The organism is Gallaecimonas pentaromativorans, assembly GCF_003751625.1.
GTDB classification, from domain to species: Bacteria; Pseudomonadota; Gammaproteobacteria; order Enterobacterales; family Gallaecimonadaceae; genus Gallaecimonas; species Gallaecimonas pentaromativorans.
This window is the reverse complement of record NZ_RJUL01000002.1, coordinates 243,483-257,114: the sequence shown is the minus strand read 5'-3', so window position 1 is coordinate 257,114 and position 13,632 is coordinate 243,483. Positions and strand designations below refer to the sequence as shown.

General features: G+C 57.8%; 11 protein-coding genes. 7 read left to right on the top strand and 4 right to left on the bottom strand.

Features of this window, described 5'->3' with window-relative positions; all coding sequences use genetic code 11:
• Positions 1-16 precede the first annotated feature (16 nt).
• Entirely contained in the window at positions 17-1,531 is a 1,515-nt protein-coding gene (purF, locus tag EDC28_RS04035) for an amidophosphoribosyltransferase (protein ID WP_050658669.1), read from the top strand.
• Between the two features lie 27 nt (positions 1,532-1,558).
• Here the strand turns inward: purF and EDC28_RS04030 are convergent, their stop codons facing one another.
• Positions 1,559-2,155 (bottom strand): Yip1 family protein, encoded by a 597-nt coding sequence (locus EDC28_RS04030; RefSeq protein WP_050658668.1) that lies wholly within the window; start codon positions 2,153-2,155, stop codon positions 1,559-1,561.
• 331 nt (positions 2,156-2,486) lie between these two features.
• Between EDC28_RS04030 and EDC28_RS04025 the strand changes: the two genes are divergently transcribed.
• The 5 genes from EDC28_RS04025 (at position 2,487) to miaE (ending at position 9,872) form a co-directional block, all read left to right on the top strand.
• Positions 2,487-3,401: a tetratricopeptide repeat protein gene (locus EDC28_RS04025; protein ID WP_170164019.1), complete on the top strand. Its 915-nt coding sequence runs from the start codon at positions 2,487-2,489 to the stop codon at positions 3,399-3,401.
• Positions 3,402-3,567: 166 nt separating this feature from the next.
• Positions 3,568-4,101 carry an outer membrane beta-barrel protein gene (locus tag EDC28_RS04020; protein WP_050658666.1) on the top strand — a complete coding sequence of 178 codons (534 nt, stop codon included), beginning with the start codon at positions 3,568-3,570 and terminating at the stop codon, positions 4,099-4,101.
• A gap of 11 nt (positions 4,102-4,112) precedes the next feature.
• Positions 4,113-8,735 (top strand): thrombospondin type 3 repeat-containing protein, encoded by a 4,623-nt coding sequence (locus EDC28_RS04015; RefSeq protein ID WP_123420748.1) that lies wholly within the window; start codon positions 4,113-4,115, stop codon positions 8,733-8,735.
• Between the two features lie 63 nt (positions 8,736-8,798).
• Positions 8,799-9,056, top strand: a complete 258-nt coding sequence (locus tag EDC28_RS04010) for a hypothetical protein (RefSeq protein WP_050658664.1) — start codon at positions 8,799-8,801, stop codon at positions 9,054-9,056.
• A gap of 39 nt (positions 9,057-9,095) precedes the next feature.
• Positions 9,096-9,872: a tRNA isopentenyl-2-thiomethyl-A-37 hydroxylase MiaE gene (miaE, locus tag EDC28_RS04005; RefSeq protein WP_123420747.1), complete on the top strand. Its 777-nt coding sequence runs from the start codon at positions 9,096-9,098 to the stop codon at positions 9,870-9,872.
• Between the two features lie 153 nt (positions 9,873-10,025).
• Here the strand turns inward: miaE and EDC28_RS04000 are convergent, their stop codons facing one another.
• A complete protein-coding gene (locus EDC28_RS04000) occupies positions 10,026-10,745 on the bottom strand; it encodes a UDP-2,3-diacylglucosamine diphosphatase (RefSeq protein ID WP_123420746.1) in 720 nt (239 codons plus the stop codon).
• On the bottom strand, positions 10,742-11,233 hold the full coding sequence (locus tag EDC28_RS03995; RefSeq protein ID WP_050658661.1) for a peptidylprolyl isomerase: 492 nt from the start codon (positions 11,231-11,233) through the stop codon (positions 10,742-10,744). The genes EDC28_RS04000 and EDC28_RS03995 overlap by 4 nt, the downstream gene beginning before the upstream one ends.
• Before the next feature lie 109 nt (positions 11,234-11,342).
• Here EDC28_RS03995 and cysS point away from each other — a divergent pair, with 109 nt between their 5' ends.
• A complete protein-coding gene (gene cysS, locus EDC28_RS03990) occupies positions 11,343-12,716 on the top strand; it encodes a cysteine--tRNA ligase (RefSeq protein WP_123420745.1) in 1,374 nt (457 codons plus the stop codon).
• A gap of 34 nt (positions 12,717-12,750) precedes the next feature.
• Here the strand turns inward: cysS and EDC28_RS03985 are convergent, their stop codons facing one another.
• Positions 12,751-13,551, bottom strand: coding sequence for an isocitrate lyase/PEP mutase family protein (locus EDC28_RS03985; RefSeq protein WP_123420744.1), 801 nt, complete (start codon positions 13,549-13,551; stop codon positions 12,751-12,753).
• Positions 13,552-13,632 lie beyond the last annotated feature (81 nt).

Below are 13,632 nucleotides of genomic sequence, written 5' to 3'. Positions count from 1 at the left end.
CCGAGAGGAACGAAACATGTGTGGTATCGTCGGTATCGTTGGTAAGTCCCCGGTCAACCAATCCATCTACGATGGCCTGACCGTACTCCAACACCGCGGACAGGATGCTGCTGGTATTGTGACCATTTCAAACAATACCTTCCGTCTGCGCAAAGCCAACGGACTGGTTAAGGATGTCTTTGAGCGCCGCCATATGGAGCGTTTGTCCGGCAATATTGGCCTTGGACATGTGCGCTATCCCACTGCTGGCTCGTCTTCCAGTGCTGAAGCCCAGCCTTTTTATGTCAACTCTCCCTTTGGTATTGCTGCTGCCCACAACGGCAACCTGACCAACGCCAAAGAGTTGCAGGAAAGCCTCTTTAAGGAAGCGCGCCGCCATATCAACACCACCTCCGACTCCGAGGTGCTGCTGAACGTATTCGCCCACGCCCTGACTTCCTGTACCGCCATTTCCTTGCAGCCTGAAGACATCTTTAAGGCCGTTAGCGAAACCCACCGCCGCTGCCGCGGCGCCTATGCGGTGATGTCCCTTATCATCGGCCACGGCCTAGTGGCCTTTCGCGACCCTTACGGTATTCGTCCGCTGGTACTGGGCCGCCGTGAAGGTGCCGATGGGGTTGAGTACATGGTGGCGTCAGAGTCCGTGGCGCTGGACGTCGTAGGTTTTGAATTCATGCGTGACGTGGCTCCCGGTGAAGCGGTGTACATCACCGAAGACGGCGAGCTCTTTACCCAGCAATGCGCCGACAACCCGGTTCACTGCCCCTGTATCTTTGAATACGTGTACTTTGCCCGCCCTGACTCTACCATCGACGGCATTTCCGTGTACGCCGCGCGGGTGCACATGGGCCGCAAACTGGGCGAGAAAATCAAGAAAGACTGGAGCGATTTGGATATCGACGTGGTGATCCCCATCCCGGAGACTTCCTGTGACATCGCCCTGGAGATAGCCAGCATTTTGAACCTGCCGTACCGCCAGGGCTTTGTGAAGAACCGCTATATCGGCCGTACCTTCATCATGCCCGGCCAGACTATTCGCCGTAAGTCGGTGCGCCGTAAGCTCAACGCCATCAACGCCGAATTTAAAGGCAAAAACGTGCTGCTGGTGGACGACTCCATCGTGCGTGGCACCACCTCCGAGCAGATCATCCAGATGGCTCGCGATGCCGGTGCCAATAAGGTGTACTTTGCCTCGGCGGCGCCTGAGATCCGCTTTCCCAACGTGTACGGTATCGACATGCCGTCGGCCAATGAGCTCATCGCCCATGGCCGCGAAGTAGATAACATTTGCGACCAAATCGGTGCCGATGGCCTTATCTTCCAGTCCATTCCCGACTTGATTGATGCGGTGCGCCAGGAAAACCCGGCCGTGCAGCAGTTCGAGACCTCGGTGTTTGACGGTGCCTACATTACCGGTGATGTCGACCAGGCCTATCTGGACGCGCTGGACAAAGCACGCTCAGAGAAAGCCAAAATCAAGCAGGCCAATGTCGAGGACCCCAACCTCGAGCTTCATAACGAAGATGCCTAAGAAAAAGCGGCCTGCGGGCCGCTTTTTTTATCCGTATATCGATGCAAATCCCAGCCCCCAAATGAGCCCCATAACCCCAAGTAAGGTCACCAGTAATACCAGCCCCAACGTTACCAGGGCATTGGCGAAGATAACCCCTCGCTCGTGCGGAATACGCATCATGATGGGCACGCCCAGATACATCAGGTAAATGGCGTACACCGCGCCAGCCAAACCCGCCAAGATAACAAACCAGGGCGCAGGGTAGAGCAGTGCCAGCCCCACCATGAACAGCGGGGTGACGGTAAAAACGACCAGTTCCAGGGTTTGCAGGAATGACGCTTGGGCGTGTAGGTTGCTCGCCATCCATTTGGCCAGCCAGGCTTGCAGCAACACCGTGCCGATGAGTAGCAAATAGATGCTGCTGGTCATCAAAAGGGCATGGCTTTTCAATAGCCGAACTTGTCCCCCATCCCAACGCTGCCAGCCGATTTCACTGACCGAGTAAAAGGCACTGCTGGCGGGGATCAACGCCATCAATAGCAGGTGTAACAGGCTGCGGACAGGGCCAGTTTGTTGCTGGTCCAGTTGATGCCACTGGTCCTTGGGATGGGCGTAAAACCCCCAAATATAACGGAAGAACATGCAGTCTGGGCCCTTTGGGTAAGCTGGCCGGAGGAGTTGCCCTGTTGGCGCAAATTGGCCGACATGACGTTAGACTTGATTGTAACAAAAATGTTTATTTTTGGTGATATTAATGCGTCTTTGGGTTCTTGTTTTTATGGTGCTCGCCGGATGCCAGAGCACAATGCAAGAGCGGCCCAGGGAAGTGCCACACGTGCTTTGGCAGGATGATGCCTTTGGTGTCAGGCCTGAGCTTGTTTCTCCTCAGATGCTGTTTGACGTGCCCCCGGCATTAGCGGCCTTGCTTGACAAAAACCGGCAAGATATTGACAGGGCAAAGCGGCTACAAGCCTTGCTTGCACTACTTTTCCACGATCTCGATACACCTATTCGCTACCACGCCGACATGAACCTTACGCCCTCCGAAACTCTGCAACAGCGCCTGGGTAACTGTTTGTCGTTGGCAATTTTTACGGCCGTGGCGGCGCGCTACTGGCAATTGCCAGCCCAAGTGCAAAGTGTGGCCATTGCGCCCAGATGGATGCGAAATGGCGACCTAGTGACCCTGTCAAAACACGTTAATGTCAGGGTGAAAACCCAGGACTTGGGGGATAACAACGTCATTGGCGAGAACGGTTACCGGGTGGTGGATTTCCAGCAGGGTTATGAGCGGTATCGCTTTCGCGCGCAACCGATAAGTGACCGTCAAGCAGCTGCTCTTTTTTATCATAATCAATCGGTTAATTGGCTTGTCGAGGGGCATTATTCCGAGGCTTACTGGGCTGCCAAAACCTCACTGATGACCCACCCTGAAAGCGAGACGTTCAATCTTCTGGGGGTGATCTATCGCCGCGCTGGCCTGCCCAAGGCGGCAGAAGCGGTATACCAGTACGTACTTGCCTTCGATGAAACCGACGCATCAGTGTGGCAAAACCTTTCAGTGTTGCTTAATGCCCAAGGGCGCCCACTGGAAGCGGCCAATGCCAAGGTGAAAGCAGCGCGGCTGATGCCAGACAACCCCTTTGATTTTATCGACCAAGCCGAATTGCTGCTGGCCGATGGCCATGTGGCCAAAGCCAAAACCCTGTATGAAAAAGCCTTGGAAATCGACGACATCAACGAAGAAGCACTGTGGGGTATGGCCAAGTGTTACTACTTGTCGGGGCAAGCTCAGTTGGCCCTGAGGTTTGTTGACAAAGCACTGCTGTTGGCCAGCACTCCTCAAGTCCACGAGCGTATTTTGCAGTGGAAGGCGGCGCATCTTTAAACCTTTAACTCTAGATTAAGGAGCGGTAACTGCCACTTTGGTTGTTAAATCTGCTATCCAAATCAAAACAATAAAAAAACATTTGTCGGTTGATACCTCTTTTTCGTCACTCGCTAACTAGCTTTGCCAGAGAGCTAATAGGTCGAGTCTCGATGGAGTGAGTATTATGGTCAACGTCCGCGCAGTACCCGCAGCAACCCTCCTTGTTTTAGCTTCCCTCTCCACAGCCAGTTACGGTGAATCTCTTCATGTCAGTGTCCTGCCCACCTTTATCGGCGCCGATACTGACCGCGGCACCGACAACAGTGGTTTCGGGGTCAGAGCGATATACGGTTGGTCCAGTGACGAGCACTGGGTGTGGGAGGCACAGGCCTTCTACAACGTGCTGGAAACAGACCAAGACGACTTCACCGATTTCTACCAATCCGGCCTTGGCCTGGATCTCCGCTACAACTTCAGCTCCGACTACGGCGCCACCCCCTACGTGCTGGCTGGTCTTGGGCTGACACGCAATGACGTAGTGCCCGACAGCAACGATAAAACCGCAGTCTTTGGCAACGCCGGGGTTGGCCTGGTGTTCAAGGAATTTGGCGACACCCGAATCAAGGTCAGGACCGAGTTCCGCTTCTTGTACGACACCTTCCAAGACAACTACCTCGACTGGCAACTGGGCCTCGGCTTCGAGTTCCCGCTGCGCTAAGGAGAGCTACCATGCAATATACCCAAAGGGAGCCGTTGCTCCTCAAAAGCCTTATTTTTGCCCTGTGCTTAGCACTCTTGAGCGCCTGCAGTGCCGGCGGTGGTGGTAGTGACGGCGCAGACGGCGGTGGTAATCCCGCGCCAACCCTGGACACCGACGGTGACGGCGTACCCGACAACCTCGATAACTGCACCAATGTAGCCAACCCTGATCAGCAGGACACCGATGGCGATGGCCTGGGGGATGCCTGCGACAGTAGCTCGCCTTCTCCGGGTATTGACGCCGACGGTGACGGCGTACCGGATAACCTGGATAACTGCACCAATGTCGCCAACCCGGACCAACTGGACAGCGATGGCGATGGCCTGGGGGATGTCTGTGACAACGACCTTGATGGCGACGACATTGCCAACAGTGTCGACAACTGCCCGGCGGTGGCTAACCCGGACCAGCTTGATACTGATGGCGACGGCATTGGCGATGCCTGTGATTCTGGCACCGATACTGACGCCGACGGTGTGGCCGATGCTGCCGACAACTGCCCGGCGGTAGCCAACCCGGATCAGCTAGACACCGATGGCGATGGCCAAGGTAACGCCTGTGATACCGACGATGACGGCGATAACGTTGCAGACACCAGCGACAACTGCCCACTTGCCGCCAACCCGGATCAACTGGATACCGACGGCGATGGCCTGGGCGATGCCTGCGATACCGACGACGACGGCGACGGCATCACCGATGATGTCGACAACTGCGCCATGGTGGCCAACCCCACCCAGGCAGATAGCGATGGCGACGGTATCGGCGATGCCTGCGACAACGACTCTGACTCCGACGGTGACGGTGTAGGTGACGCCGTTGACAACTGCCCTTCAACCGGTAACGCCAACCAACTGGATACCGACGGTGATGGGGTAGGTGACGCCTGTGACGCCGACGATGACGGTGATGGCATCGACGATGGCGCTGACAACTGCCCTCTGGCTGCTAATGCGTCCCAACTGGACACCGATGGTGATGGTATTGGCGACGTCTGTGACCCTGATGACGACGGTGATGGGGTGTTGGACGGCACCGACAACTGCCCGCTGGCAGCCAATGCCGATCAGTTAGACAGTGACAGCGATGGCATTGGTGATGCTTGTGATGACAACACCGATACCGATGGCGATGGTGTGGATGACGGCGCCGATAACTGCCCGGCCATTGCCAACAGCGACCAAGCCGACCTTGACGGCGATGGTGTCGGTGATGCTTGTGACACCGACTTGGACGGCGACGGTATCGCCAATGGCTCGGATAACTGCCCCATCAACAGTAACGCCGGGCAGGTAGACACCGACGGTGACGGCAGCGGTGATGTCTGTGACGCTGACGACGACAACGACACCGTGCTCGATGCCAGCGACAACTGCCCCCTGGTGGCCAATACCAACCAGTTGGACACCGATGGCGACGGTGTCGGCGATGCCTGCGACAGCGACGACGACAACGACGGTGTGGCGGATGCCACCGACAACTGCCCATTGGTTGCCAACGCCGCCCAGACCGACACCGACGGTGACGGCGCCGGCAATGCCTGCGACAGCGACGACGACGGCGATGGCGTCGATGACAGCGCGGATAACTGCCCGCTGATTGCCAATGCCGCCCAAACCGACACCGACGGTGACGGCATAGGCGATGCCTGTGACAGCAACATCGACAGCGACGGTGACGGCCTGTCTGATGCCAGTGATAACTGCCCGGCGGTGGCCAACGCCAACCAGGCGGACCTCGATAGCGACGGCGTAGGGGATGCCTGCGATACCGACTTAGATGGTGACGGCGTTGCCAACGCCACTGACAACTGCCCGCTGATAGCCAACGCGTCGCAGCTCAACAGCGACGGTGACGCCTTGGGCGATGCCTGCGACGAAGATGACGACGGCGACGGCGTTCAGGACGATGCCGACAACTGCCCGCTTATCGCCAACGCCAGCCAATTGGATAGCGACGGCGATGGCGTAGGTGATGCCTGTGACAGCGATGACGATGGCGACGGAGTGCTGGATGCGACCGACAACTGCCCGATGACCATCAACCCCAGCCAGCTCGATAGCGACGGTGACGGCATCGGCAACGCCTGTGACAACGACGACGACAACGACGGCATTATCGACGGGGCCGATAACTGCCCACTTGTCGCCAATGCCAGCCAACTGGACACCGACGGTGATGGCCTGGGTGACGCCTGTGACAGCGACGACGACGGTGACGGTATCAGTGACGGCAGCGATAACTGCCCGCTGGTGGCCAACCCCGGTCAGGCTGATACCGACGGTGACAACATCGGGAACGCCTGCGACACCGACGACGATGGCGACGGCGTGCTGGACGCGACCGATAATTGCCCATTAGTCAGCAATCCCGGTCAGGCCGATGGCGACTCAGATGGCCTTGGTGATGCCTGCGACAGCGATACCGATACCGACGGTGACGGTATTGATGACTTGTCCGACAACTGCCCTGCCGACTCTAACCCGGCACAGCTCGATAACGACGGCGACGGCACTGGCGATGTTTGCGACAGCGACGATGATAATGACGGTATCAGTGACGGCAGCGACAACTGCCCGCTGGTAGCCAACGCCAGTCAGCTCGACACCGACGGCGATGGCCTGGGTGATGCCTGCGACCCCTTAACCGACTCCGATAATGACGGCATCGCCGACAACGTAGACAACTGCCCGGCGGTAGCCAACAGCGGACAATCGGATCTCGACAGTGACGGCCTGGGAGACGCCTGCGACGGCGACGACGACGGTGACGGTATTGTCGACATCGCCGATAACTGCCCGCTAACGGCCAACCCCGCCCAGCTCGACACCGATGGCGACGGCGCCGGGGATCTGTGTGATACCGACGACGATGGCGATGGCCTCCTTGATGGCAGCGACAACTGCCCGCTGGTTGCCAATCCCAGCCAGCTCGACACCGACAGCGATGGCCTGGGAGATGCCTGCGACACCGACGATGACGGCGACGGCGTGATGGATACCAGCGATAACTGCCCGCTGATAGCCAACCCTGCCCAAGTCGATACCGACGGCGACGGCGTGGGCAACGCCTGTAGTAACGATGATGATGGCGATGGCGTCGACGACAGCTCGGATAATTGCCCGCTGGTCGCCAATGCGTCGCAATTGGACACCGACGGTGACGGCATAGGTGATGCCTGTGACGCCAATACCGATTCGGACGGCGACGGCATCGACGATGGCTCGGACAACTGCCCACTGGTGGCTAATGCCGACCAGGCCGACCTCGATAGTGACGGCATCGGCGATGCTTGTGATACCGACGCTGATGGAGATGGCATTGATGACAGCACCGACAATTGCCCGCTCATTGCCAATGCTGACCAGACCGATACCGATGGTGATGGCAGTGGTGATGCTTGCGACAGTGACGATGACGGTGACGGCGTTGCTGACGCCACTGACAACTGCCCGCTGATCTTTAACGGCAACCAACTGGACACCGACGGCGACGGCCTAGGCGATGTGTGCGACAGCGACGATGACGGCGACGGCTTTGCCGACAATGTCGATAATTGCCCGCTCTTGGCCAACGTTGACCAGTCTGACACTGACGGCGATGGCATAGGTGACGCCTGTGACAGCGACGACGACGGTGATGGCGTTGCTGATATCAGCGATAACTGCCCGCTGGTTGCCAACATCAACCAAACCGACACCGACGGTGATGGCCTGGGGGATGCCTGCGACAGCGACGATGACAACGATGGCGTGGCCGATGGCGTGGATAACTGCCCGTTCGTCGCTAACCCCTCCCAAGCTGACACCGATGGTGATGGCCTGGGAGATGCCTGCGACTCGTTAAATGACAGCGACGGTGACGGTATCGACGATGCTACCGACAACTGCCCGGCCATTGTTAACGCTGACCAGGCTGATTTGGACGGTGACGGTATCGGTGATGCTTGCGACACCGACGACGACGGTGATGGCGTCGCTGATGTCTCGGACAACTGCCCGACGGTAGCCAACGCTGACCAGGCCGATGTGGATCTGGACGGCATCGGGGATGCCTGTGACGCGGTAGCCGATATCGAGTGCGGTACAGGCAAGCTGTTTGAGCCCATGGTGGGCACCGGCGTCGTCGGCAGCGGTGGTGTCAGGCTTGGCGCACTGGGGGTTTGCGTTGGGTGCGGTGTTACCAGCCTTGCCAACTTTACTGACACCAATATCGACAATGCTGCCCGCATGAACACCCTGGTAGGGGTCTCGGCCTCGGTTTATGCCAGCGCCGAAGACACCGTCAACACCTACACCGGTGCCAAGCGGGTCGGGGTGATGTTGAGCTCGCCCAACGGCCTGCTTAGCCTGTCGCTGCTCACCAACCTGAGTGTGACAACCTACCTTAACGGTGTGGCCCAGGAAACCAGCGACAGCGGCGGCTTGCTGGGCTTGCAACTGCTGGGGCTCCTTAACGACAGCTCCCGCCAGTTGGTTGTGATCAACACCACCCAGAATTTCGATGAGGTCGAAATCGAGCAGGCCGCTGTAGTCGGAGCCTTGTCGGCCCTGGATCTCTACGCCGTCTGTGTGGCACCTCCTGCCCAGTAACAAGGCAGGTTAGTCAAAGCCCCTCTTTGAGGGGCTTTGTTTTTTTACTTCAAGGAGGAAGTGATGAAAACCGTGACGCTGCTGCTGTTGTGCGCGCTGACATTCCCGGCCCAAGGGCACCGCTATATTCGCTATGACAAGGCGCTCGCCGCCGATTGCCGGCATATCGCCAAGGAAGTGGCCGCCATAGAGAAAAAACAAAAGTCCAAGGCCTACAGCAAGCTCAAAAGGCAACTGGCTGAACAGCTGGCCAAATGGGAATATGCCTGGCACAAGGAAAAATGCCCCCGATATGGGCCAGCCAGCTTGTCCCGGCGCTAAGGCTTGATTAGGATCCGCGCTCAGGAAAAAGGAGCGCCCATGGCCATCAGCCTCAACGACTACCAATCCTTGCTTGGCCCCATAGAGGCCTTTTTGGGCTGCCCGACGCCCAAGGCCTGGCTTGACGTGGCAACGCAGCCTGAGTCTCTGCCGCTGCTGCTGGTGGACCATTGCAACTGTGAGCTAAAAGCGGCTCAAACCGCCATTTGGCTTATCCGTCGTTATGCCGTGGACAATGCCAGTGGCAAGGCGCTCTTGGATTGGGTCAAACCTTATGAGGATTTTGTCTACCGTAAGGCCCCCGGGGATTTTGGCGGCGCTAAAAACGCCCTTGTTGGCGAGCTTGCCAGTAAAGAAGGCTTTGCCCATGGCGCCGATATCCTCGACAAAATGGTGCGCCTTATAAAAGAAGAGCTGCATCATTTCGAGCAAGTATTGGCGCTGATGGAGGCCAGAGGTGTGCCCTATCAAACGGTGACGGCAGCCCGTTACGCCAAAGGCCTTATTGGCGCGGTGCGGGACCACGAACCCTGGACCCTGGTAGATAAACTCATCATTGGCGCCTTTATCGAGGCGCGCTCTTGTGAGCGCTTTGCCAAGCTGGCGCCTTTGCTGGACGAGGACATCGGCCGCTTTTACGTCTCGTTGCTGCGCTCCGAAGCGCGCCACTACCAAGATTACCTGACCCTCGCCAAGCAGGTGGCCGGCACCGACATCAGCGACCGGGTCGCCTATTTTCGGGCACGGGAAGCCGAGCTTATCCAAAGCCCCGACAACCAGTTTCGTTTTCACAGCGGCGCACCTGCCGCCGCATAAAAAGCGCCTTAATTCAAAGGGCCGAAATTTGGCGGATGTATAAGGATGATTGCGGCATGACGCATTGTCTTTAAATAAAAAAGGAGGCGTGAAGCCTCCTTTTTAGCGTTGCCAAGTAAAAGACCGCAGGCTTTTTAGCTGGCAGTTGTACATTCAGGCACTTTTTTCAAAAGGACGGCTTTCTAGCCGGATCTCATCTTCGGTCACTATCAGCACCGAGCCTTGCTCGTACCAGTCGCCCAGCACAATACGCTCGCCGCCGGTCTCGTGGTGGCGGTTGGGCCTGTGGGTGTGGCCGTGAATGAGTAGCCCCACCTGATGGGCAGCCATCACCTTATCTACCTCACTGGGGGTCACGTCCATGATGGCGTCGTTTTTCATGGCGTTGGCGGCTTGGCTTTTGGCCCGGGCTTTTCTGGCAATACGCCGGCGCAGCCAGAGCGGCAGCAGCTGCATGCGCCATTGCCAAAACCAGCTGCGGCTTTTTTTGCGAAAAGCCTGGTAGTCCGCATCCAAGGTGCAGAGGCTGTCGCCATGGAGGATAAGGGCAGGGGTGCCGTACAAATCGATGACGGTTTCTTCCGGCAGCAACGCCATGCCGGCGGCGCGGGCAAAGCGCTGGCTGATAAGAAAATCGCGGTTGCCGTGGATAAAGTACTGCGCCACGCCGCGCTCGGCGTTCGCTTTAAAGAGGGCGATAACGGCCTGGTTAAACTCGCTGTTATCGTCGTCGCCTATCCAGGCTTCGAACAAATCCCCCAATACGTAGAGCCGCTCGGCCTTGGGGGCATCATCTTGCATAAAGCGCCGAAACGCCGCGAAAATATCGGGGCGTTCCGGGCTTAAGTGCAGATCGGCAATGAACAGGATCACGCCAGTTCGGCACGCTCGATGATCACGTCTTCCAGGGGCACGTCCTGATGGAAGCCATGGGAGCCGGTGGCCACGTCTTTGATCTTGTCGATAACGTCTTGGCCTTCAACCACTTCGCCAAACACGCAGTAGCCGTAGCCCTGACTGGTGGCGGACTGGAAGTTCAGGAAGTCGTTGTCTTTGACGTTGATAAAGAACTGGGCCGTGGCGGAGTGCGGGTCCGGGGTACGGGCCATGGCAATGGTGCCTTTCTTGTTGGTCAGGCCATTGTCGGCTTCGTTCTTGATAGGGGCACGCGCGGACTTTTGTTTCATGCCCGGCTCAAAACCGCCGCCTTGGATCATGAAACCGTCAATCACCCGGTGGAAAACGGTGTTGTCGTAAAAGCCGTCTTTTACGTACTGCTCGAAGTTGGCCACGGTTTCCGGGGCTTTCTCGGCATTGAGTTCGATTTTGATGGCACCAAAGTTGGTGTGCAAAATAACCATGAATTCTGTCCTCTTGGCTTGTCGAGGCGCATTCTACCTAATTTGCCGGTGACGCAACCAGCCACTCGCAATACAATGTGGCCATTATTTGCCAAAACCAACGGTTGTCATGCTGAAAGTCTTCAACACCTTAAGCCGCGAGAAAGAAACCTTTCAACCTCTTGTTCCCGGTAAGGTGTCTCTCTATGTCTGTGGGATCACCATTTACGATCTGATGCATATCGGCCATGCCCGCACCTATGTGGCTTTCGATGTCATCAACCGTTACCTGCGTCATAAGGGCTTTGATGTCACTTATGTTCGCAACATCACCGACGTAGACGACAAGATAATCAAGCGTGCCAACGAAAACGGCGAAAGCTGCGAGGCGTTGACCGAGCGCTTCGCCGCCCTGATGCGCGAAGACTTTGCCGCTCTCAACACCTTGCCGCCTGACATCGAGCCCAAGGTCACGACGCACATGGACGACATCATCGATATGGTCAGTACCCTTATCGAGCGCGGTCATGCCTATGAGGCTGGCAACGGCGATGTGCTGTTTAACGTCAAATCCTTTCCTCGATACGGCCAGCTGTCACGGCAAGATCTTGATGCCCTGCAGGCCGGCGCTCGGGTGGAAGTGGACGAAACCAAACGCGACCCGCTGGACTTTGTGCTGTGGAAGCGTGCCAAGCCCGGTGAGCCGAAGTGGGCCTCACCCTGGGGCGAAGGGCGCCCAGGCTGGCACATCGAATGTTCGGCCATGTCATCTCGGCATTTGGGGCCGGTGTTTGATATCCACGGTGGCGGCTCGGATCTCACCTTCCCGCACCACGAGAACGAAATTGCTCAAAGCTGCTGCGCCAGCGGCAAGGAATTTGCCCATTACTGGCTGCATTCGGGGATGGTGCAGGTCAACAAGGAAAAGATGTCCAAGTCCCTTGGCAACTTCTTTACCGTCCGTGACGTGCTGAAAGTCTATGACGCCGAAACCGTGCGTTATTTCCTACTGACCAGCCATTACCGCAGCCAACTCAACTACTCCGAAGACAACCTCAACCAGGCCCACGCCAGTCTTGAGCGCCTCTATACCGCGCTGCGCGACACCCCTGAGGGCGCAGCCCAGGCCAGTGCCTGGACCGAGAAGTTCGATGCCGCCATGGACGACGACTTCAACACACCCGAAGCGCTGGTGGTGCTGTTTGACCTGGCTCGCGAGCTCAACAAGGCCAAGCAGGAAGAGCGTAGTGACGTGGGCGCCCTGGCCGCTACCCTCAAGCACTTGGGTAGCCTACTTGGCATCATGCAAAAAGCCCCTGAAGCGTTTTTAAAAGGGGATGAGAACGACTTGGACGTGGCCCATATCGAGAGCCTTATCGCCAAGCGTAACCAGGCCCGCCATGACCGTGACTGGGCAGCCGCCGATGCCGCTCGTGACGCCCTGACCGCTCTTGGTATTACCCTTGAAGACGGCCCACAGGGCACCAGTTGGCGAAAAGCCTGACATTAAGAAAAGCCCGGCAGTGCCGGGCTTTTTTTCAGGCAAAAAGGGCCTGGGCTTCGGCAAAGCCAAAATGGTGTTGGTCCATCAAGGGCCAGCGGCCAAGGCTCAAGGTCTGCGCCGCCATGGCATCAAGTAGCCCCAGTACCGCGAGCATTGGCCCAAGGCCCAGGCTGACCCGGGTTACCCCCAGTGAAAACCAATCACCGGCACTGCAGCCGGGCAGGGCCATCAGGTTGATCGGCAAGGGGCTTGCGGCTACCAGCGCTTTGATGTCGGCCGGGTTGCTCATGCCCGGCACAAACAGCATATCGGCGCCAGCCTGTTGGTAGGCTTTTGCCCGGCTAAAGGTCTCTTCAAGGGCGTTATTCGCGCCCAGTAGGTAGGTGTCGGTGCGGGCATTGATAAAAAGTGCCAGGCCAAAGCGCTCTGCGGTATCTCTTGTCAGGGTCAGGCGCTGGCACTGCGCCGCGGCGCTGAGCAGCCCCTGGCCTGGCAGGCTGTCTTCGAGGTTGATGCCAACGGCGCCGGCCTCCAGCACCGCCTCAACCGTTGCTTTAAGATCGGCATAGCCGCTTTCAATATCGACGCTGACCGGCAGGCCGGTACCTTTGATGATTGACGCCAGGGAAGCGAGCATGGTGCCAAGGGTCAGTTGCTGGCCGTCTGGTAATCCCTGGCTGTAGGCCATGGCGGCGCTACTGGTTCCGAGGGCCAAGTAGCCGCTTTTTTCAAAAAGCCGGGCACTGGCACCGTCCCACACTCCGGGTAGCAGCAGCGGCTGCTGGTGATGTTGGCGAAAGGTGTTGGCCAAGGCCTGCTGGCGGTGATGGTGCATTGCATCTCTCCTTCATCAATGGGCTTTTATGATGAAAAAGCGTGGTGCGGCGGGCTTGCCCTTTTCGGACCTGAATTAAAA